The sequence below is a fragment of the Gimesia chilikensis genome, from assembly GCF_008329715.1.
Lineage (GTDB): Bacteria > Planctomycetota > Planctomycetia > Planctomycetales > Planctomycetaceae > Gimesia > Gimesia chilikensis.
The window spans coordinates 158,122-178,560 of sequence record NZ_VTSR01000004.1 but is presented as its reverse complement, the minus strand read 5'-3'; the positions used below and the strand labels follow the sequence as shown (position 1 = coordinate 178,560).

Sequence of the window (20,439 nt, the reverse complement as noted above, 5' to 3'; positions counted from 1 at the left end):
ATGCAATCACGGAAAAAGGGCCCGATGAAACCCCAACTGCAACCACTGCTCCACCCCGATCAACTGGATCTGCTGGCAGAGGAAGCCCGCAGCCAGGGCTATCGCATGCTGGATCGACTGCAGCAGGAATGGCGGACAGGTACCAATCGTTTTGACCGGGAAGGTGAATGTGTGCTGATCGCGGTCTTGGAAGATCGCATCGTCGGTGTCTGCGGTCTGAATCGGGATCCTTACTGCGTCCAGAAAGATGTCGGACGCGTACGACGGTTGTATGTCACTTCCGAGGTACGACGTCGAGGTGTCGGTCGGCTGCTCGTGGAAGCGATTCAACAACGTTGTCCCGGTGTGTTTCAGCAATTGCGGTTACGCACAAATTCTTCTGCAGCGAGTGCCTTCTACCAGGCACTTGGCTTTCGACCGGTGGAACACGAGCCGGATTGCACTCATGTGTGGACTGTTTCCACCTGAGTCTCGAATTCACAAACAATTCCCTCCCCGTTGAATTCCTACTGGATTTCTGACCACGCCTGATCTACGATGGAGCGAAGTCAATCGACTCTTAGCCGGTGCAGAATTCCATTGCGCCGGTTCATATTCAAATGCAACCTCTCTTCTCTGCGACTCGAAGAATCAGGAGGTGTTTTAGATGGCGTTCCCTGCAGGCTATCGTCTTTGCTTCAACGTACCCCGATATGGATTCGGGCTTCTCGTCACACTGATTCTTTTCGCGGGCAGTGCTGGCTGTTCCGATCCTCAGCCTCCCAGTTCGCCAGTTGCAGAGACTTCCACGGAAGCGTCCGAGACGACTCAGGCGCAAACAGATCCCCTGATACCGCAAACAGAACAGTCGACTCCTGTTGCCCCAGCAGAGCCAACAACATCCAGGCCCCCTGAAAACATGCCAGTCAAACGACTGGAGCCTGAAAAAATGGAGCCACCGTCGCCCGCTCCTGCGTCGACCGCTGCTGCCAGCACTGAACGTCGTCAGGCTACGCCACTCAATGCCCCCTTCAATGAATCGACGGCAAAACAGGGACAATCCGACTGGGCAGCCTCGCTGAATCGAGAGCCACAGATCATCAACAGTATTGGCATGCAGCTGACATTGATTCCCCCGGGCGAATTCACGATGGGCTCCCCCACCACGGAAGCAGAGCGTCAGGAATTTGAAACGCCGCATCGAGTCACATTAACCAGACCGTTTTACCTGGGTACTTATGAAGTCACTCAGGCCGAGTACCAGACCATCATGGGTGAGAACCCGAGCGGGTTCAGTGCCAGCGGGAAAGGGAAAGACAAAGTCGTCGGAAAAAAGACAGATCGTTTCCCGGTCGAATTCACGAACTGGGAAGATGCACAGAGATTCTGCCGAAAGCTGTCTGACCGCGAAGGCAAGACCTATCGCCTGCCGACGGAAGCAGAGTGGGAATACGCCTGTCGGGCCGGTACGACCAGTGCGTTTCATTATGGCATTTTCGATAACGGTCAGTCCGCTAACACGCATGGAGGAGTTCCTTACGGAACCAATACGAAGGGACCGGCGTTGGGGCGTACGACAGAAGTTGGATCCTATCCCCCCAATGCCTTCGGTCTGCATGACATGCACGGAAATGTCTTTGAATGGTGCGCAGACTGGTTTGTGCCCCAGCTTTACCAACAACGGGCGGGAAAGGTAACCGTCGATCCCCTGGTCTCAACACGGACTCCTGCCGCGAAAACCCGTGTCTTAAGAGGTGGTTCGTGGACCAAAGGCAAAGGGATCCACGCCCGGGCGGCACTCCGGCGCGGGAATCTGCCTGACTGGAAAGGACAGAACATCGGCTTCCGGGTCGTGCAGGAGATCTCAGGCGAACCCAGGCCTGCTCCCGTTGTGCAGGCTGAACCGATGCCTGCAGATCAAAAGCCGTCAGACAACACAAAAGAGAAACCGGCCGCCGCGACGATCCGCGATCCCCGGGCAGGCGATCTGGTTTATATTCAGCCGGGCAAGTTTCTGATGGGGAGCCTGGAATCAGAGCCGGGTTCCTGGCCCATGGAACGTCCACAACATGAAGTCGAAATCAAACAGGGTTTTTACATCGGTAAGTACGAAGTGACCCACCAGCAGTTCTCCTACTTTGTAGCGAAAACGAAATACAAGACCGACGCCGAAAAGAGCGAAAAGGGAGGCGGAGGCTATGTCAAAGAGCAGAAAGCAATTGTGAACTGGAATCCGCGCTTCTTCTGGAAAGATCCCGGTTTTCCACAGAAGAGTAATTCCCCTGCGGTCAATATTTCCTGGAACGATGCCGTCGCGTTTTGCGACTGGCTGACCGAACAGGATGGACAATACCGCTTCCGCCTGCCAACCGAAGCGGAATGGGAATATTGTGGCCGGGCCGGTACGAAAGCCGCTTTTGCCTGGGGCGACCAACAGGAGTCAATGGTGGGGAATGAAAACGCTTCCGACCAGTCCCTGGCCAGACTGTTGAGTGATAAGTCTTTTCATAAAAGCCGTTGCGGGAAATGGGATGACGGAATTCCGTTTACTACCCCCGTCGGTTCATTCAAAGCCAACCCGTTCGGTCTATATGACATGCAAGGCAATGTGAGCGAATGGTGCAGCGACGTCTACCTGGATAACAGCTACCAGCTTCCCCCGGATCAGATTCCTGCCACAGGCAAAAAACGAGTGCTGCGGGGTGGTGCGTTTGATTACCTGCCCATGGACTGCCGCGTGGCCCGCCGCCTCGGCGACTGGGCCAATGAAACCCGCTGTGATCGTGGTTTTCGAGTGGTGCGGGAGTTGACGCCCCAGCCTGGTAAAACCGAACTCGCAGAAGCTCCACAGAACCCTGCCCCTGTTGAGCCACAACCTGCGACGCAGAACTTTGACAGGCCGGTGATCAGATTTGGACGCCTGGCGACACCGGAGCCGGTGACTTCGTTTACGGTCTCTGAGGATAACAAATTCCTGATCTGCTCTCACCAGGGAGCCAATCAGGTTTCAATCTGGGATGCGCAGACATTGCTCCCCATCAAGATCCTGAGTACGCCTTCACCGCGTTCGGTCCTCAGTCGGGGTCCGTTACTGATGGTGGCTAATGACGGAAAGGGAACGGTCAGCGTCTTCTCCAGCAAAGACCAATGGGCAAAGACGAACCAACTGGATGTCGAAAAGCCACACATCGTTTACCTGAGTGCGCCCCAGGGTCGACACTTCCAGAATGAAATCCTGGTTACCTGTCATGGAGAAGGTCCCAAGGCTTCTTACAGCGACTGTCATGTTTATCATCTCGATCTCAAAACCGACAAAGACCGCCACCTGATGAAGGCGGCGCTGGCAACCTGCAGCTTCGATGGCAAGTATGTCATTACGCAGGGTTCGTTTAATCTCAGCCCGTCCGGAGGGATCTCTGCCTTTGCCTGGGAGGATTTTGTTTCCGACCGTCCTGCTCAGCCGATTTATAAGGGAGGAGCGAAATCTCAAACTCCCTACGTCTACCAGGTCTATCCTGGTTCATTCTGGATTGGAAATAATGTTATCTTCGGAGGCGTTCCTCTCGTCAGTGTCAGAAGCAAACTGGACAACCTGGTCATCGCAGACCGGAACCGTAAGTTACTGTATGCGTTGACTCCCCACGAGGTGAAGGTCTATGCGCTGTCTGCCGTCATTGAAGAGGTGGAAGATCGAAAAGCTGAATTTCCCCTGCAGGAGTTCAGCCACGTTTATCATCGCCACAACCGGATTAGCGGCTACCTGCTGGATCATCCGATTGCTTTTACCGAAAATGAACTGACACACCTCTTTGCCCTGGATATGGGTAAAAATCAACTGCTGGTGGCCACAACTCCGGCCTTTGACATTCCCGATGATGCTCTCGCACCACGACTGGTTACCGAAGCTCCGAGTGCCGGCAATCCGGGTTCCGGTAAATCTGATACTCCCACAAAGCAGTCAGTCCCGAATCCACTGAAGTTCCCGGCGTTTCTCGCTGAGGGCGAGTCTTTCACTCACACGCTTCCGGAACAACCCGAGACCAAATATGAACTGTTGAACGCACCAACCGGCGTGAAGCTGAATCCCGAGAACGAGGTTACCTGGAAACCCGGTTCCAGACAGGTGGGCAAGCACGAACTCAAATTCAAGGTTACTCAGGGAGATAAGGTCACCTTTGCGCGGGTGGAAGTCGAAGTTGTCTCTCGTGATCTGATCGAAATGCTGGGCGGGCTTGATAAACTGAAAGACTTCCCCCGGTTTGACCTCGATCCGGAACCGGCCAGGCTGATTCCGGCCCCGGACTATCAGTCGTTTCTCGTTCCGCAGGGAAAGAAAGTCCACAGAATGACCGGCGATGGTGTCAAAGATGTGAAAACCTTTGACCTGCCCGAACGCTATGAATTTATTGCCGAACGCGATGATACATTTCTGGCGTTGGACCAGGGCCGATTTCAGCTGGATGTGATCGATCAGCGGGGAGGCCGGATCAAAAAGAGTATCCCCCTGGATCGGGCGGGAGTACGTGTGCTCGAAATCACGGACCTGGCGGTGCATCCGAAATATAACATCAGTTATATCGCGATCAAAACAGGCATTGAGGTTCCCCGCTATCGGGTTCTGGTGGTTAACGAGAGCACTTCCCGAGTAGTCGCTCCTGATGAACTGCTGGGAACATGGGTCTGTGTCGACGCATCCGGCAAGATGCTCTATACCGGCTATCGCGACATTTACCGCAACGGGACCAAGTTTCACATCAACCCCGGCTGGCGACTGCTGGAAGTGCCCCAGTATGGCAATCTGGACTTTCTGATCAGCTTCAAGCTCCGCCGCGGGGTGCCGTCGATCTATCAGTACATCGACAATGCCGGCGGTAACGGGAACGGAATCCGTCTTTCCGCCGACGGGAAGCGAATTACGTATCTTTCGAACGGCGGTTTCCCCTCGTTATCGCGAAACCTGGCCGGCTGGAACGCGAAGCAGCTCAAACAGAATCCGGTGGCTTACGAAACCAAAGAGCGAGCCGTCTGTACGCAACTGGCCTTCCATCCGACCCTGGATCTGGTCGCGGTCCCCGGCGGGAATTCGGCTGTGTTTTATAACCGCGAAACCGGTGAGGTCATCGAGGACAAACTCTTGCTGCTGAATCAGGGATTAGGCGATGTGAAGGTCGCAGACCTGACTTTCTCTCCCGATGGGAAGTCGCTGATCTTCCTCTGTCACAACCCACTCCAGGGTAATTACCTGCGACCAGTGCCTCTCAAGCTGACACCTGCCGAACAGAAACAGGTCGGACGTAAGATCAATCTCGCGCAGGAAAAACCGCGGCCGGTCCCCACGGTCAAGCAGTCAGAACTGCAGGCACTGAAACTGGATCCTAAACCGAATAAACAGACGCCGCGGCAGATCGCTGAGCGATTTAATCCGACTGTGGTGCTGATCAAGTCTGAAACCGGTTCGGGCACCGGCTTTGTCGTGGGAAGTGAAGGCTATATCCTGACCTGTGCCCATGCCGCCCCCGAGGATGAGAAGCTGATAGTCGAGTATCAGGCTGGAAAAGGCCCCGTTAAATCAGTGGAAGCGACAATCCTTCTGTGGGATGAAGATCAGGACCTGGCGCTACTCAAGCTGAAGGAAAAAGTTGATCTGCCGACAGTCATTTTGAGCTCCCGTACGTCCTATGATTCGGGCGAACAGCTGACTGTGATTGGGAATCCGGGACTGGGAGAGACCATCCTCTCGCAGACACTGACCACGGGCGTCATCAGCAATCCGAAGCGGATGCTCCGCGATCAGCCGCTGATTCAGATTTCTGCCGCAGTGAATCCAGGCAACAGTGGTGGTCCGGTGTTTGATGACCGGGGTCAGGTAATCGGCCTGGTGATCTTGAAAGGAGATATCGAAGCAGCCGGGTTCGCGGTTCCGTCCACAGAACTTCGCAAATTCCTGCTGTCCGTCACGAAAGGGAAACCACAGGCAGGTGACAGGTAGCGACTGCTGAGAACCCGCTATAATAGACATTAGACTATCAATGACTGACCGACTGCAGGCGGGAGCCCGTTTCGATGTCTGAGAAGTATTATATTGAATGTGACTGTGGCAAGCGGGCTCGTGTCGCGCTGCATGAAGCTGGCACTGACAAGCGTTGTGAGGCCTGCCAGCAGACAGTCAGGATTCCTGATACAATTACCCTGCAGCAGACAGCGGGGGACAATTACCCACTCTTGCGACCGCTGCAGAAGATACTGGTGACGCTCCGAAAAGAAGAGCCTCCGTTTGACGGTCTCTGCCATCATTGTGAAAGCAGAGAGGCCGATATTCTGATTCCCGTCAAACTGAATATTCTCATCGAACGCTATATGAAGAACGATGGGGGGATTCGCCCGACAATCACCGGTGACATCGCCCTCGTCGCTTCTGCTGCGGAAGAATTCTGGAAAGAAGTCTGGTTTCCATTGCTGCTCTGCAACGAATGCCGAGAGCAGTATGTCGAAGACCGGGAACGGCAGCGTCGCAAACGCCGCTGGGAATTATGGGGGCTGTTCTCACTCCTGGGGGCATTCCTGGTGTTTGCCTATTTCTTCGCAGTGATAATTGCGATGTTTTCGTTTTTCTTCTGGCTGTTACTGGCCTTTGGCTGGGCTGCCCAGTTTCGCGATCGTAAAAAAATGGATGCCTGGCAACTCCCGTGGCTGGAAGAGATCCGCTGGTTCCCCGAAGCACTGGCCATGGAAGATGAATATAACCTGGAAACCGGTAAACCGCTCGACCTGCATAAAATCAGACAGATTATTAATGACTCAGAAGATCTGGACGATGAGTTAACTCCCCTGCAATGGTGGATGCAGCAATTTAAACCCGGCTATTTTGAGTTTCCCTGATCAATAAGGAATGAACAACAGGATCGACATGTGAAAGGATGGTGAAGTGATGCAAAGCGATGAACAGGAAATTCGTGATCTGGTCAGCACCTGGCTGGAAGCAACAAAAGCAGGCGACACCGAGAAGGTACTGGAACTGATGGCCGAGGATGTCGTATTCCTTGTCCCGGGTGAACCTCCTATGGTCGGGAAAGCGCCCTACAAAGAAGCGGCGCAGCCCCACCCCGAACAGCCGGTACCGGAGATTGAAGGTGTCAGCGAAATTCAGGAGATCAAAGTCCTGGGCGACTGGGCCTACATGTGGACTGAGATGGCTGTCAAAGTGACTCCCCCAAGCGGACATCCCGTCAAGCGGGTCGGCCACACACTGTCCATTCTGCACAAAGAGAATGGCAAATGGGTGATTGCACGCGACGCTAACATGCTGGTACCAGTTACAGAAAATGAATAATGTCAGCTAAAAAAGAGTACCGCCCGACTTCGTCGCGCCAGTGAATTCAGGGCGGTACTCCGAGTTGCATGGCACCAGTCTGTCTATTCTGCATTCAGAGCTTTCATGATCCGCTCTATGCGTTGGTGCTGTTTTCGATCTCCTTCAAGGAGAATGGCTTTCTCCGAATTGATCTGTAATTGTTTCGCATGATTTACAGGCATGACAATTTTATGATTGTCGTAATCTATCAGGCTATCTTCATCCAGAACCAGTTGGAACTGCTGAGCGATTTTAAACGCTGATACTGTTTTAGCAAATGACTCTGCAGATTCTTCAGTATCAAAGAAATAAGCTCTCACAGAAGACTCAACTCCCCAACTGATCAGCCGGGCATTATTGATCCCTGGTTGATGATAAGTGGCAGTCCCCGGGCCGTTTGGTTCGGGTTTTTGTTCATCTTGTTGATCGGGCTGCACCAGTTTTGGCGCTGTCGCGGCCGGAGACTCATCAGATTCTTTCGCTGCACTGACGGGAACCCAGACCAGTCCCAGCAGGCCACAGGTGAGGGTCAACAGGCAGGCTGAGCGTGAAAGAGTGAAGCGGACTTGAGAGCAGGCAACCATTTCTATTCTCCTTTTCAAGGACTGGAATTCACCGAACTGTGCCCCCGCCGCAGGCAGCACAGACTGATTTCCTGAGAGTGTAGACACCACTGTCAGCAGGGTATGAGCATAAGATTGACGCGAGCTGACCGAATGTTTCATGGCTAATGCATCACAGCTGGCTTCCATCGCAATCAACATCTCGCGACGGGCAAACCAGGCCACAGGATTCCACCAGAAGAGGCTGGTGACCAGAAAAGCAAAGAGGCTTACCAGATAATCTCGGCGAACCAGGTGTGCCAGTTCATGCGCCAGTACATGCCGCAGCTGTTCATCACTGGCTTGAGCAGAGAAGGCACTGGGGAGGATGATCGTCGGATGACTCAGACTACTCCAGAGCATCGGTGAACAGGGGAGATCCAGCAACACGGCTTCCGGCACCTGCACCAGTTGATAAGATTGGGAAAGTTCCTGAAGAATTCGATTTATCCTCGGCGAAACAGATTGAAATTCCCGAGCCAGGTGATGCATCCGGAGATGAATCATGACGGCTCTGCTCCAGAGAATGATTGAGCCAAGCAGACTGAGAAACAGGAATAAGAAGAACAGATCGGACCCTGAGACTGCCGGATAGTTGCTTTTGATTTTTTCTGGATGTCCTGTTCCCACTTCGCTGCTCTCTTCAACAACAGCCAGGCCTGTATCAGTCGTGACAAAGTCGATCACTTTGCTTGCTCTGGCTTCCGACAAGAAATGCAACTGGGGCAGGACAGGAAGGGCCAACAGGGGAGGCGTGATCAACTTCACCAGCACCAGCATCCAGAGTAACTGCCGGAGCACAGGCCGGTGCTTCAACCAGGTCGTCCATGAGCCTATCCAGAGAAACAGGGTAAATACTGAAACCAGCATCAGATTCCATATCAGGCAGTAAAGCAAACTGGACATGAGGCCGTGTTCCTAGTCTTTGATTTGATTAATGATTCTTTCCAGAGTCGCACGTTTTTTGTCATCGAGATCAACCTGCTCCACCAGCGAGAGCAGCATCGGGGTTAAAGAGCCCCCAAAATGATGATCAGCCAGGTGCTTCAACTGTCGACCGACAAAGGATTCACGCGAAAGTGTTGCTGAAAACAGATGCGCAAAACCGCTTTTGTCGACGGTCACCAACCCCTTGTCCATCAGGCGGTCCAGAAAACTTTTTACACCGCCATGCAGGGAATGTTCGTGCCGACCATACATCGCCAATACAATCTCACGAACCGAGCTTCCTCCAGGTCGTTCCCAGAGAATCTCCAGCACTGTGCGTTCTGCTTCGGTCACATCAGTGCTGCTAACGGGTTGATCTTTCTTAGACATGGGATACTCCAACTAACCTCTCTCATACATTCTGCATGAGATGTTAATGCATTTTGCATGAGGTTCAATATCTATTTTGAAATGTATTTTGAAGCGTGACGCTAAACCACAACAGAATAATGAGATGCAGCTTTAAGAATTTAATGCTACGAACAGCAGGAAACGCTCGACGGCATCAACCGGGAAGACGATTTGCCTTGTTCTTCACGCGGGACCTTTTCTCTAAGAGAAACGACTTCCATAATGCACATTTCAATCAGGGCAGCTTGGGCAATACTGGTTTTGTACTTCCCTCTGCAGCAACCGGATACTGTGCCTGATGAGATTGCAGACTGTCGATCAGGGACTGCATCATCTGCTTGAGCTTCTGCGGATTCGATTCCGCGAGGTTGTTTTGTTCGAACGGGTCCTTTGCCAGGTTATACAGCTGGTAGTGAGAACCCTCCGATTGTTTGGAGGGGAAATAATGGTAGATCACTTTCCAGTCGCCGTCCCGGTAAACCGTAAAGTAGTCGCTGCGATGCGGTGCGTGGGGATAGTTCATCAGGAACGTTTCCGGACGTGAATGGTCCTGCTCGCCCAACAGCAGTTGATTGAGGGGCATTCCGTCCATGACATAATCTTTGGGCGGGAGCGTGTGCGTCAGATCCAGAATCGTGGGAAACAGATCGTAAACGGCAGCCACCTGGTCCTGAATCATATTTGCGGGAATGGGGAGCTGCTTCTGATTGGCATTTTCCGGATTCGGCTTAGCCCAGGCCGCGATGAAAGGCACCCGCATGCCCCCTTCATAGTGGGCCCCTTTCTTACCCCGCAGAGGGGCTGCACAGGCAACTTCGTGTTGATGCCCCAGGGGTGCGTCGGAACCGTTGTCTCCCAGGAAAAAGATGAGTGTATTTTCTGCGACTCCCAGTTCATTGAGCTGCTGCATGATATCACCCAGGGATTTGTCCATGCCTTCAATCAACGTGGCAAACGCCTGAGCGTTCTTTGGTTTGCCTGAATCCTTGTAATGGTCGGCAAAGCGGGGATCGGAATCAAAGGGGGCATGCACTGCGTAATGAGCCATGTAGAGGAAGAACGGTTTCTTCTGCTCGACCGTTTCCGCCAGTGCCGCGTTCGCTTCCAGCGTGAGTGCTTCGGTCAGGAAGGTATCGGTGCCATGATATTTATCCAGACCGGGAACGGCGTGATGTGCCCGGCGGGTCCCCAGACCGTATTTCTTTTCAGCATAATAACTGCCCGGTGCCCCGAACGAAGCGCCGGCGATATTGACGTTGAATCCCAGATTCAGCGGTTCCGCTCCGGGGAAGTTGTCAGCGCCAAAATGGCCTTTGCCGACATGAATCGTCTTATAGCCTGACTTCTGCAGCAAGCGTGGCAGCGTGACGTCTTCTTTTTTGAGGCCTTCCCAGTTCCAGTCCGGCGGTCCCTGGGGACCGGCATTATTCTTACGGGGATTAATCCAGTTCGTCGCATGATGCCGGGCTGCGTTCTGGCCGGTCAGAATGGAGATTCGGGTCGGCGAGCAGACACTCATCGCATAAAAGTTATTGAAACGAATCCCCTGCTTCGCCAGGCGTTCCATGTTGGGCGTGATGTAATAATCGTTGAGTGGGTACCGTTTGGGGTTCCCCTCGGCGTCGGTCAGAAACGGCACCGAAGTATCCATGACTCCCATATCATCCACGAGGAAGACGACAATGTTTGGTGATTGTTTCGCATTCAGAGTGGCGGCCTGCGATTCAGAAATCAGACCGAGAACAAGGCAGCAGAGAACAGCGATCGCTGACAGGGACTTAAATCGTGAATTCATGTGAGATGACTACCTTCCTGAAAGAGCGCTAATTGACATCGATAAGCAAACGGGCGGGATTTGGAATTGCTTCCAATATAACAGTCTGGACTGTTGAATGTCTAACATACTCCGCATTCCGTGGTCCGCTCTTGACACCTGGGACACAATGTCCTACCCTTGCCTGCGACATAACGTCCCAGGTCTGGAAAAAGGAAGTATTGACCATGGTCAAGACGCCCCGTGATGTGACGGAAGCGGAACTGAGTGTACTGCAGGTCCTCTGGCAACAGGGGTCGGCGACGATTCGCGCGATTACCGAACAACTTGAACCCGAACGGGTTGACGCGTATTACTCCACCGTCAAAAAACTGCTCGAACGCCTGGAAACCAAGGGCTTCGTCAAACGGGAGCCGGCGGGCATCGCCTTTGTATATGAAGCCTGTATCGCGCGCGATGAATTAGTCGGGCGACGCCTGCAGGAGGTGGCGGAGACGTTGTGCGAAGGTTCGCTGACGCCGCTGCTCACACAACTGGCGCAACACACTGATCTGAACCGGAAGCAGCAGAAAGTGCTGATGGATCTCATCGACGAACTTGCCAAAAAGAATTCAAAACCATAAGGAGATGGTCATGGATCTGCTCTGGAAACTGCTGATCAGTAACGCGGCGATCGCCGGCGGTCTGTTTATCCTCGTGGTCTTGATCCGCCGCTGGATCAAAAACCCGGCACTGCTGCACATGCTGCTGCTACTCGTGCTGATCAAGTTGATCACCCCGGCGGTCTGGCAGCCGCAGGTTGCCTTACTTTCACCCGCCCCCCGTACGAGCGTCTCGCCGGTCGAAACAGCCCCGGTGACAGATGGCACTGGTCTGCTTGCTGAAAATGAGTCCAACGCCAACACAGAAATGAATGCTTTCGATTCTCTGCGAAAGCGAATGCAAGAGACCAGCAAAGGCTCATCTCCTGCTACGATTACTGAAACTGTATCCAAGACCTCAACTGCTGAGACTTCAATAGAGATCCCAGTAAGCAAGCCAGCCTGGTATCTGAGACTGGCTGCCGCTTTCACAGCCCGTGGATGGACATGGGCAACATCGTTATTTCTGATCTGGACTATCGGGACAGCAGTCTGCTGTTTCATTGCAGCGTTGCGTATCTTTCGTTTCCAACGACTGCTGAAGCTCGCACGGCCTGCCTCCGAAGCACTGCAGCAACGGGCCGGGGCACTGGGCACGCGCATCGGTCTGAAGTCAGCCCCACAGGTTGTGTTGCTTCCGGGAGCGATCTCTCCCCTGCTCTGGGCGTTCTGTTGCAGGGCACGGATTATCCTGCCGGAACGGCTGCTTGCAGAACTGGATGAAGCAGAACAAGACACACTGCTGCTGCATGAGCTGGCGCATTACCGCCGCGGCGATCACTGGGTGCGTCTGATCGAACTTGTCACCACGGCGCTGTACTGGTGGTATCCCGTCGTGTGGTGGGTACGGAGAGAAATCCGTCTGACCGAAGAGGCGTGTTGTGATGCCTGGGTCATCCAGACAGAACCCGACAAACGGCGGGCCTATGCGGAAGTCCTCGTCAAAGCAACAGGTTTCGTTTCCCAGGCGCAACGCATTCCCGTCTCCACCGGCATGGGATCAGCCCGGATTCTGGAACAGCGTCTGACTTCGATTATGTGTGACTCATTACAGCATCAGATTTCGCGGCGGGGAAAATTCCTGCTGGCCACAATCGCTCTGCTGTTATTATCGCTGGCCCCCCTGCCGGGCACTTCGCAGGCAGAGACTAAGGTAGCAGAGAAACCGGACCAGTTACCGAGTGTAGAAGAAATTCTGAACGGTTACCGGGACAACCTCCAGCGCCTACTCCCGCTGGAGATGACGTACCGGATCACGGCGCAGGAGAACATGAACTGCATTACACGGGACCGACTGAACCTGCAAGTACTCAGGGATATTCAGAAAGCCGACAGAAGTGAAATCATGATCGATGGAAAGATCATGAGCGAGGAAGAGCACCAGATGAGGGTTACCTATTCTTACACATCACAGGCGAATTTTCTGGATAGCCAATTGACCCCGGAAGCAGTTCGGAAACGGTTGAGCGAAACAGTGCTAGAGCAACGTTATTTCTGGACTGATGGTCGATCGTTTCATCAACGACGTCCTTATCAGTTACAACAGAAGAACAATAACTTAGAACAGGGACCGGTCTGGCCGGCGGAGAATTTGAATCAGCATTATAACGAGATCGAGCTGATCTCGTGGTCCGATCAGAACCAGCCTCCTTTGCGGCGCTGGTACGGCAGAAAGAAGCGCCAGCAATTTCCGCAGGGTGAAATCGGCAACGAACTGAAGCAAATCACCAACCTGAAGACGACTGCACCGCTGGGGCTCAAAGAGTATCACTGGGCAGAAGAGTTGCCCGAATACAGTCTGGATGCCTGCCTGACAAAACCGTCGCACCGGTACCGGGTTGTGGGACGGGAAAACCGGGATGGCAGAACGTTGATCCTCGTGGAGTATCTGAACGAGCCGCATGAGCAGAGCCCGGAGAAACGCTGGCGGATGCGCGCCTGGATCGATCCCGCCCAGGGTTTTCTCCCCTTACGGATCGAATGGGGCTATATTGACCAGGAAAACCAGCTCGCCTGGGGTTTGAGTCAGCATGCAGAGGTGCTGCAGGTTAAACAGGTTGACGGCAGTTATTATCCGACACGCATCCGGTTTCAGGAATACACGACCGGCACTCCGAAAAAACAGGAGCAATCCTCCCATACGAACGAGATCAAGATATTCACAAAGAACCTGAAGGACTTTCCAGCCCCCCCCACTGTCCCTGGGCGGAGTACCACCTGGGAGGTACTCGACATCCATCCGCATCAGCAAATCGCCCCTGAGACACTGGCACTGCGGTTTCCAGAGGAGACCGTGTATGAGAACAGGATCGACGGCCGGACATACACCATCGGAAACGAACAGCCGCTGCCCGAGCCACCGGAGCCCCCAGAAATGGTGCATCTTTTCACGCAGGCTCCTCCACTGCAGGTGTCAGAATGGATGGATGGGAACCAGCGTAATCTCCAAGATTTTCGCGGTAAAGTGGTTGTCCTGCTCTTTCTCGACGATACTTTTTTGAAATTTGATTTTGCAAAGTTGCCTCCCGAAATGGAGCAATACTTCGTGGAAGCCCAAAAAATGCTACTCAGGCTGCATCAGAAGTACGAGAATAAAGAGATCGTCTTCCTGCAAATCTATCCGCCGGACTCATCTAAAGCAAAAATTCGTGAGTTCCACCAGTATCTCGGATTTGAAACGCTGGCCGCGATTGACCAGCGGCAAGGAGAAGGTGGTGCCACCAACAATAAATACCATGGCGTACAAGTTGCCCCAACCTGCTTTATGTTGAGTCGTAAAGGGCGCATCGTGTTCAGCCCTGAAATTACTGACTCGATAATGATGGAGGAACATTTTCAACATGCCGCCCGGAAACTTTCGATTTCCCTGGACGAACTGGAAAAACTCCCTAAAGACGAAGCCACCCGGCAAAGTCTGAGGGTCATGGAATATATGATTAGTGAGCAGATCGATAAAGTACTCGCAATTCAATAATTCTCTGACTGCAGGAGCAACTGTGATCAGCGTTTGAGTTTCTTCCGCACCAGTTTCGACTGTTCGTCATTCAGAATTTCCCAGCAGGCCAGGCCATTACCGACGAGGTTGAAATCGTCGAACTGCCAGACGATCTTGCGGTTCTCGTCGAGTTCCAGGATCTGTGGATTCTCGGGGCCGGCGTGGCAGTTGCCGATGACCAGATTGCCGTTGTCGAGTTCCTGCAGACAGGTGGTCCATTGGAGTGCCACATCCGTGCCCGGCACGCGTTCCTTGACTTCCCAGATGGTCCGTTTGTCGGGGGTGACTTCGCGGACGCTGTGACCGCTGCCCGAGGCGATCAGTGTGTTCCCGTTCTTAAGACGCAGAGCGCCGTAGACGCGGGTGCCAATCGGATATTCCCAGACGATGTTTCCGTCGCGGTCATATTCAATCACGACGCCCGGCTGTTCTGAACAGACCAGATAGGTTCCCGCGGGAGTGACTCGCATCAGCCTGGTGGATTGTGTGCCCCCTTTCTTCAAGGGGAACTGGTGCACGAGCTTGCCGTCGCGATCGACTTCGATAATCCGTCCGACTCCACTTTCAACGATTACCGTATTGCCGTTGGGCAGGCGTTTGAAAGCATGCACATCCACCCGCTTCCCGGCGTTGCCGTTACTGCTGGCCGAATCGTATTCCCAGACAATCTCTTTATTGAGATTGATCTCTTTGAGGCCGGTCCAGCTGTCGTGAAACAGGATGTTACCATTGGGGAGCAGTTGCACATCGTGATGGCCGGCATGGCCTTTGGCAGGCCCCTCGGTTTTGTACGACCAGAGGACTTTACCTTTTGCATCGCAGATCGCGAGAAGATCTTTCTGATAGGAAGCGCTCACCAGAACCAGTCGTTCCGCAGAAGCGACTGTGGTGACCAGGAGAGCGATTACAAGCGTGAAGAACTGCGTGGCGCGTGGCATGTTCATAGTAATCCTTAACTATTTGTATTCAGATAAAAACTGGCTGTATACCCATGTGTCGTTAGACCATGATAACAGTGAATCCTGATAGCCGAAACCAATTTTCTGTTTCCGGTGATTCCTCTAAGAAGATAAAATACGAAGAGTATTGAATTCCTCTGCAGGGTGTTTGAGCGGTCCACATCGTCTCTGTCAGACAGCATTTTTTTAAGATAAGGAACATTTTTCAGAAAATATAGACAAAACAATCTACTGAGAATTATTAACAGTAGAACGCTGCCTTGTATTTTCCCCTCAACCGCTCAAGTCATTTGACAGAAGGAGCTGAGATGATCGTTCGCTGCACATTGCCACTGATTGTCCTGATATTGTCTGTTTCTACTGGTCACTTCTGCAAGGCGGAGGACGTATTCGAAAAACCGGTGCGTCTTAAGGCGGATGGAAAGATCATCGACACCGGTGACCACTGGGGACACAGCAGTCCCTGTATCGAGGATATCGACGGCGACAAACTGGATGATCTGATTCTGGGGGACTTCCGGGGGAACTTTCAAATCTATAAAAACGTGGGACGCAGCGATGCACCCGTTTATACCAGCGCCGGTAAGGTGCAGGCAGATGGAAAAGATGCCGCCGTCAGGATTTATTGCTGTGTGGGTGGGCAGCCGCGATTCGTCGACCTGAATGGCGATGGCATCAGAGATTTTATCAGCAGCTCTTACGACCCCGGTTACTGCTATTTTTTTCGTGGTCTCAAGGATCATAAGTTTGCCGCCCCTGAGGTATTGAAAGATCAGTCAGGTGAGCCGGTCCAGAGTGCAGTCAAACCCAAACAGAATTTTCAGTCTTTCGGCAGTTTCTACATGCCCGTCGACTGGGACGATGACGGTGATTTTGATTTATTGATCGGCTGTTTCGACGGACATCTGAAGTTACGTATGAATGAGGGTACTGCGAAGGAGTATGCCTTCGCTACGGAGAATCAGACGGTCAAAGCGGGTGGCAAACCACTGGAAGTGGAAAAACATTGTTGCCCGGTTGTAGCAGACTGGGACCAGGATGGCCTGTGGGACCTGCTGGCAGAGAGCGATGAGGGGAGCGTGACCTGGTTTAAAAATGTGGGTTCCAGGTCAAAACCGGAATTCGCCGCGGGAGAGGTCCTCGTTCCCAAACATTCCGGCAACGGAACGAAGGGCTACAACCTGGTGATCTGGAACGAGAAAGAGATCACTCCCGGCATTCGTTCCCAAATCGAAGTCGTGGATTATAACCGGGATGGAAAACTCGATCTGCTGCTGGGCGATTTCAATACAGCGTATGATCTGCGAAAAGATCTGACCAAGCAGGAAAAAGCAGAGGTCGAAATACTGTTGTCACAGTCAACAACAATCGGTAAAGCGTATGGTGATAAAATGGAAGCGCTGCGTGCGGACTTCACAAAACGCTACCCGGGAGATCTGATCTACAGCGACAAAGCAACAAAGGAGTGGAGCGAGGCCTACAAAAAACTCAGAGAGAGCCCCGAAGCGAAAGAACTTGATCAATATGACACCGAGTTTACCAGCCAGATGCGTCCCTACCTGGCGAGTACCCAGGGCAAAGGGAATCGCAGTCATGATCTGGCGAAGTCTCACGGTTATGTCTGGCTGTTCTTGAGGAAATGAAGCGCGAACGAATTCGGAATACTGTCACCATGAGTCATAACCGAAGTTTCCGCTACCTGCTCTGGCTGGCCTGCTCCGTCGGGCTGTTTGTCGGTTGTGCTGAGCCGTACTCCGAAAAACAGGTAGCGGAGAAACAGGCTCCGGAAACGCAGGCTGCTGCCCCTGATCACCCGAGAGCCCCCGAAGATACATCGGAGCATCCAGGCTCCGAGCAGGCAAAACACACCGATCGCAGTGAGGGGGAACAGGTTTCAGTCGTACTGACGGTTCCAGAACAACCTGTCCAGCCGGGGATGCAGTTTCCCCTGACGGTGAAATTTAAAATTGCCCCCTTGTGGGAGATCCGCACGATCGATGCCCAGCCGGAAAAACTCGCCACACACCTTGAGTTGAAGCTTCCGGATGGATTTCAGACGCAGGGAGAGTGGCAGGTTCCTCCTACAGGCAGATCGATGTCATTCGACAGTCACCCGGTATATTCGGGAGAGGCAGTGTTTCAACGGACGATTGAGGTTGGCAAGAAGGTACCCGCCGGCCCCTGTTCTGTGACCTGCCAGATACACTACCAGGCCTGTGATGAGCAGCGTTGCCTGAGCCCCGTACAGAAAGACCTTAAGGTGACCGTAAAGGTCAAGCCTGCGCAGTCAGCGAGAAATTGAAGTTCGAATTTTCGCTTAACGATACACGGTGCAGAACTGACCGGTCTGGTTCATGAAATGCTCGAACTCCTCAGCAGCTTCTTCCGTTACGGCGGTCCCTTCCAGATGCAGTTCGAACAGTCTATCCATCTTTCTCAGGTAGGTCAGGCTTTTGTCTGTGATTGCCGTATGATTCAGATACAGCATGTGCATATCTGTTAAACCCTCTAGATGCCGAATTCCATCATCGGTAACACTGGTGTTATTCAGCGAGAGAATCAGAACTTCTGGTTTCTCCTTGAATAACTCCAGACTCGCATCAGTCACTGCGGTGCCATCTAAATAAAACGTCTTCAGGCTTGGGAATTTCAGGAGAGTCTGGACTCCCTGGTCGGTGATTTTACAATCTCTGAGAGAAATCCCCCAGAGTTCAGAGATCCCAGCGAGATGCTGCAGACCGGCATCCGTCACCGCCGTCTTATCTAATGTGAGTTCAAGATCAATTCGCGCTTTTCCCAGTGAAATTAAACCCGCATCCGTGATTTGAGTCTCAGCAAAACTGATCCTCGACCACTGTTTATCAGATTGACCGAAAACCTGTAAACCACTGTCGGTGATTTGATTCCCGGTCAAATTAAAGCTTTTCAACGCAGGCATTTCAATTAAATACTCCAGCGCCTTGTCCGTCACCTTAGTCTGGGAAAGGTAGATTGACTCCAGAGCGGGTAAATCAACCAGTTGCTTCAGGCCGGCGTCAGTCAGTTTTGTATCAGACAGATTGAGAACGTTTAACAGTGAAAGGTCTTTGAGGTACTTCATCCCGTCATCTGTGACACCCGTGTTATCGAGTGACAGAGTCTTCAGCTGCCTGAGCCCTGCGATCTGTTTCAGTCCCTCATCAGCGACTCCCGTATGCGTAAGATCAAGCATTTGCAGATTGACCAGATGACTGACTGGCTCCATACCGGCATCTGTAATTGAGTTCTGACTGAGACTCAACGTCTGCAGAGCTTTCAATCCTTGCAGATGATGCATGCCTGCATCTGAGATTTTCGTTTCATTAAGGTAGAGCGTCTGCAACTTATGCAATGAGCTGATACACTGTAACCCCGCATCGGAAACAGAAGTCCGGACTACGTTCAAGGATATCAAGTCTGAACATCCCTGAATTTTTTTTAAGCTTTCGTCCGTGATCTTAGTTCCGCCAAGAACTAAATCTCGGAGTTGACTCAAGTCCTGAAAGCAATTGAAGCCAGCGTCAGATATCTGATTATTGGTAATGAAGAGCCACTGCAGTTCCTGCAGATCACTAAGTTGATTCAGTCCCTGATCTGTAATGTCTGTGCCAATAATATGCAGAACTTTGACCTCGGGAAATTGGCTCACGTGTACCAGAATAGAGTCATCGACGGGAATTTCATTCAGCCTGATTGTCGAGACTGATTTCTCTCCCTTGCTTTTCCCTATTTCATCAGGATTCCTTTCAAAGGCAACACGGCCGCCTGCTGCTTCTATGGCGTCGATTGCTGATTCACGCGATGACTGCCAGCAGCCTGAGCATAGCAGGCTGATTGAGACTAACACCCATACTTTCATCGATCTGGTTCCGTGGAATTCCGTTTTTTCATTTCGAGCGAGCACTGCCGGCTCCATGATAATTGCACCGGGCAGACAAAGATAGCAGAGAAAATGAAAACGAATTCTCACTGTCTGAGCAGAGCGCGTTGTGAGCCCAGCTGCTCCGCTTTACCCCTGATCCCAGCGTTCGATGACGAAGCTGTCGTTGATCTCTTCGATGCGGGACTGCAGGGCCAGCACGCGTTCGTGGGGCAGTGCGTGCGTCAGCATGTTGAAGGCGGATTCCGGACAGGGATTGTGAAAGTATTCTTCGGAAGTCTGACGGGGCATCATTGTATCCAGCGGAAAGTTACTGGACCGGACAAACGCGAGCAGGCAGCAGATCAATTGATCGTCGTTGAGGTCAAACTGCTCAGATCCCAGATGGGGCTCCAGTCGGTACTCCAGCAGGCAGTTCCAGACAATGTGCTGCATTTCTGATTCCGGATGAAACAGATCGACCAGATACGCGGGCAGGAATTTCAGGAACCCTGCATAAGACATTGATAGAGGCGCTTCGTGATAGCGCGAGATCAAAGCGTGATCCACCTGATCCCAGGTTTTGTGAGCATAGTCCCGGAGGATATCATCGCCTTCCGTGCCGGACGTACGAAGCAGGTCGGTGCCGTCGACGTGGGGCAGATATTGTTTCGGCGGAAAGGCTTCACGGATCAGTCGGATCACCGTCTGATCGTAATTCTGTCGCCAGTCCTGATTTTGTAAAAGCATCATATCCTTGACCCTTTATGTGACCAGCGCTTTGAAACACATCTCAGGCGTCTGATTCCATTATACGCCAAAATACACATCTAGCTCTATTTATCTCGTGCAGACGAAATGCTTGCAATCCCAGTTTTTTTTCATAATGCCGGTAGTTATGAGGAGGGGTTCCCCGTTGATGG

Annotated in this window: 14 protein-coding genes; 8 read left to right on the top strand and 6 right to left on the bottom strand. The window is 52.5% G+C overall.

Going from position 1 to position 20,439, the window contains the following annotated elements:
• The first annotated feature begins 24 nt into the window (after window positions 1-24).
• The 4 genes from FYZ48_RS03980 (at window position 25) to FYZ48_RS03965 (ending at window position 7,309) form a co-directional block, all read left to right on the top strand.
• On the top strand, window positions 25-468 hold the full coding sequence (locus FYZ48_RS03980; protein WP_187781860.1) for a GNAT family N-acetyltransferase: 444 nt from the start codon (window positions 25-27) through the stop codon (window positions 466-468).
• A 178-nt stretch (window positions 469-646) separates the two neighbouring features.
• A complete protein-coding gene (locus FYZ48_RS03975; protein ID WP_149337745.1) occupies window positions 647-5,968 on the top strand; it encodes an SUMF1/EgtB/PvdO family nonheme iron enzyme in 5,322 nt (1,773 codons plus the stop codon).
• 74 nt (window positions 5,969-6,042) lie between these two features.
• Window positions 6,043-6,858 carry a hypothetical protein gene (locus FYZ48_RS03970; RefSeq protein ID WP_149337743.1) on the top strand — a complete coding sequence of 272 codons (816 nt, stop codon included), beginning with the start codon at window positions 6,043-6,045 and terminating at the stop codon, window positions 6,856-6,858.
• A gap of 49 nt (window positions 6,859-6,907) precedes the next feature.
• Window positions 6,908-7,309 carry a YybH family protein gene (locus tag FYZ48_RS03965; RefSeq protein ID WP_145441344.1) on the top strand — a complete coding sequence of 134 codons (402 nt, stop codon included), beginning with the start codon at window positions 6,908-6,910 and terminating at the stop codon, window positions 7,307-7,309.
• 83 nt (window positions 7,310-7,392) lie between these two features.
• Here FYZ48_RS03965 and FYZ48_RS03960 read toward each other — a convergent pair whose 3' ends face one another.
• From FYZ48_RS03960 to FYZ48_RS03950, 3 genes are all read right to left on the bottom strand, one after another.
• The gene (locus FYZ48_RS03960) at window positions 7,393-8,838 is read right to left on the bottom strand and encodes a M56 family metallopeptidase (RefSeq protein ID WP_149337741.1); all 1,446 of its coding nucleotides are present in this window, start codon (window positions 8,836-8,838) and stop codon (window positions 7,393-7,395) included.
• 12 nt (window positions 8,839-8,850) lie between these two features.
• Window positions 8,851-9,249 carry a BlaI/MecI/CopY family transcriptional regulator gene (locus tag FYZ48_RS03955; RefSeq protein ID WP_149337739.1) on the bottom strand — a complete coding sequence of 133 codons (399 nt, stop codon included), beginning with the start codon at window positions 9,247-9,249 and terminating at the stop codon, window positions 8,851-8,853.
• A gap of 256 nt (window positions 9,250-9,505) precedes the next feature.
• Window positions 9,506-11,065 (bottom strand): sulfatase, encoded by a 1,560-nt coding sequence (locus FYZ48_RS03950; protein ID WP_149337736.1) that lies wholly within the window; start codon window positions 11,063-11,065, stop codon window positions 9,506-9,508.
• A 206-nt stretch (window positions 11,066-11,271) separates the two neighbouring features.
• Between FYZ48_RS03950 and FYZ48_RS03945 the strand changes: the two genes are divergently transcribed.
• Together FYZ48_RS03945 and FYZ48_RS03940 are read left to right on the top strand one after the other, a co-directional pair.
• Entirely contained in the window at window positions 11,272-11,667 is a 396-nt protein-coding gene (locus FYZ48_RS03945) for a BlaI/MecI/CopY family transcriptional regulator (protein ID WP_149337734.1), read from the top strand.
• A gap of 10 nt (window positions 11,668-11,677) precedes the next feature.
• Window positions 11,678-14,659: a M56 family metallopeptidase gene (locus tag FYZ48_RS03940; protein ID WP_149337732.1), complete on the top strand. Its 2,982-nt coding sequence runs from the start codon at window positions 11,678-11,680 to the stop codon at window positions 14,657-14,659.
• 26 nt (window positions 14,660-14,685) lie between these two features.
• On the opposite strand, the gene FYZ48_RS03935 is transcribed toward FYZ48_RS03940, so the two are convergent.
• Window positions 14,686-15,618, bottom strand: a complete 933-nt coding sequence (locus FYZ48_RS03935; protein ID WP_149337730.1) for a beta-propeller domain-containing protein — start codon at window positions 15,616-15,618, stop codon at window positions 14,686-14,688.
• A gap of 329 nt (window positions 15,619-15,947) precedes the next feature.
• Between FYZ48_RS03935 and FYZ48_RS03930 the strand changes: the two genes are divergently transcribed.
• Both FYZ48_RS03930 and FYZ48_RS03925 read left to right on the top strand, forming a co-directional pair.
• Window positions 15,948-17,282 carry an FG-GAP repeat domain-containing protein gene (locus FYZ48_RS03930; protein WP_149337728.1) on the top strand — a complete coding sequence of 445 codons (1,335 nt, stop codon included), beginning with the start codon at window positions 15,948-15,950 and terminating at the stop codon, window positions 17,280-17,282.
• A 29-nt stretch (window positions 17,283-17,311) separates the two neighbouring features.
• Window positions 17,312-17,941: a protein-disulfide reductase DsbD family protein gene (locus FYZ48_RS03925; RefSeq protein WP_149337726.1), complete on the top strand. Its 630-nt coding sequence runs from the start codon at window positions 17,312-17,314 to the stop codon at window positions 17,939-17,941.
• Window positions 17,942-17,956: 15 nt separating this feature from the next.
• Here the strand turns inward: FYZ48_RS03925 and FYZ48_RS29770 are convergent, their stop codons facing one another.
• Together FYZ48_RS29770 and FYZ48_RS03915 are read right to left on the bottom strand one after the other, a co-directional pair.
• Window positions 17,957-19,516 carry a leucine-rich repeat domain-containing protein gene (locus tag FYZ48_RS29770; RefSeq protein ID WP_261344343.1) on the bottom strand — a complete coding sequence of 520 codons (1,560 nt, stop codon included), beginning with the start codon at window positions 19,514-19,516 and terminating at the stop codon, window positions 17,957-17,959.
• A gap of 150 nt (window positions 19,517-19,666) precedes the next feature.
• A complete protein-coding gene (locus FYZ48_RS03915; protein WP_149337721.1) occupies window positions 19,667-20,269 on the bottom strand; it encodes a hypothetical protein in 603 nt (200 codons plus the stop codon).
• Between the last annotated feature and the right edge of the window lie 170 nt (window positions 20,270-20,439).

Bases quoted from the DNA above. Each gene is read 5' to 3' on its own strand.
- FYZ48_RS03940 (WP_149337732.1), top strand. From the start codon at position 11,678: ATGGATCTGCTCTGGAAACTGCTGATCAGTAACGCGGCGATCGCCGGC.
- FYZ48_RS03975 (WP_149337745.1), top strand. From the start codon at position 647: ATGGCGTTCCCTGCAGGCTATCGTCTTTGCTTCAACGTACCCCGATAT.
- FYZ48_RS03980 (WP_187781860.1), top strand. From the start codon at position 25: ATGAAACCCCAACTGCAACCACTGCTCCACCCCGATCAACTGGATCTG.
- FYZ48_RS03955 (WP_149337739.1), bottom strand. From the start codon at position 9,249: ATGTCTAAGAAAGATCAACCCGTTAGCAGCACTGATGTGACCGAAGCA.
- FYZ48_RS03965 (WP_145441344.1), top strand. From the start codon at position 6,908: ATGCAAAGCGATGAACAGGAAATTCGTGATCTGGTCAGCACCTGGCTG.
- FYZ48_RS03915 (WP_149337721.1), bottom strand. From the start codon at position 20,269: ATGATGCTTTTACAAAATCAGGACTGGCGACAGAATTACGATCAGACG.
- FYZ48_RS03950 (WP_149337736.1), bottom strand. From the start codon at position 11,065: ATGAATTCACGATTTAAGTCCCTGTCAGCGATCGCTGTTCTCTGCTGC.
- FYZ48_RS03930 (WP_149337728.1), top strand. From the start codon at position 15,948: ATGATCGTTCGCTGCACATTGCCACTGATTGTCCTGATATTGTCTGTT.
- FYZ48_RS03935 (WP_149337730.1), bottom strand. From the start codon at position 15,618: ATGCCACGCGCCACGCAGTTCTTCACGCTTGTAATCGCTCTCCTGGTC.
- FYZ48_RS03945 (WP_149337734.1), top strand. From the start codon at position 11,272: ATGGTCAAGACGCCCCGTGATGTGACGGAAGCGGAACTGAGTGTACTG.
- FYZ48_RS03970 (WP_149337743.1), top strand. From the start codon at position 6,043: ATGTCTGAGAAGTATTATATTGAATGTGACTGTGGCAAGCGGGCTCGT.
- FYZ48_RS03960 (WP_149337741.1), bottom strand. From the start codon at position 8,838: ATGTCCAGTTTGCTTTACTGCCTGATATGGAATCTGATGCTGGTTTCA.
- FYZ48_RS03925 (WP_149337726.1), top strand. From the start codon at position 17,312: ATGAGTCATAACCGAAGTTTCCGCTACCTGCTCTGGCTGGCCTGCTCC.
- FYZ48_RS29770 (WP_261344343.1), bottom strand. From the start codon at position 19,516: ATGAAAGTATGGGTGTTAGTCTCAATCAGCCTGCTATGCTCAGGCTGC.